The following is an 851-nucleotide window of genomic DNA, read 5'->3' as shown; positions in this document are numbered from 1 at the left end:
GCCGACGGCCCGATGCCGCAGACCCGCGAGCACATCCTGCTGGCGCGCCAGGTCGGCGTTCCGGCGCTGGTGGTGTTCATGAACAAGGTCGATCTCGTCGACGACGCCGAGCTGCTCGAGCTGGTCGAGATGGAGATCCGCGAGCTTCTCTCGAAGTACGACTTCCCGGGCGACGACATCCCGATCACCAAGGGCTCGGCCAAGGCGGCGCTGGACGGCGTCACCCCGGAGATCGGGCATGATGCGGTGATCGCGCTGATGAAGACGGTCGACGACTACATCCCGCAGCCTGAGCGCCCGATCGACCAGCCCTTCCTGATGCCGGTCGAGGACGTGTTCTCGATCTCGGGCCGCGGCACGGTGGTGACCGGCCGCGTCGAGCGCGGCATCGTCAAGGTCGGCGAGGAAATCGAGATCGTCGGCCTGAAGGACACGGTGAAGACGACCGTGACCGGCGTCGAGATGTTCCGCAAGCTGCTCGACCAGGGCCAGGCCGGCGACAACATCGGCGCGCTGCTGCGCGGCACCAAGCGCGAGGACGTCGAGCGCGGCCAGGTGCTGTGCAAGCCGGGCTCGGTGAAGCCGCACACCAAGTTCAAGGCCGAGGCCTACATCCTGACCAAGGAAGAGGGCGGTCGCCACACCCCGTTCTTCACCAACTACCGCCCGCAGTTCTACTTCCGTACGACGGACGTGACCGGCGTGGTGCACCTGCCCGAGGGCACGGAGATGGTGATGCCGGGCGACAACATCGCCATGGAAGTGCACCTGATCGTGCCGATCGCGATGGAAGAGAAGCTCCGCTTCGCCATCCGCGAAGGCGGACGCACCGTCGGCGCCGGCGTCGTCGC

Annotated in this window: 1 protein-coding gene; it reads left to right on the top strand. The window is 67.0% G+C overall.

The window, feature by feature from the left end:
• A partial coding sequence (locus AC07O0_RS30290; RefSeq protein ID WP_494628555.1) for an elongation factor Tu occupies positions 1–851 on the top strand: 851 nt, incomplete at both ends.

The sequence above is a fragment of the Allobosea sp. GW821-FHT10B12 genome (genome assembly GCF_059415545.1).
This window is presented reverse-complemented; position numbering and strand designations above follow the sequence as displayed.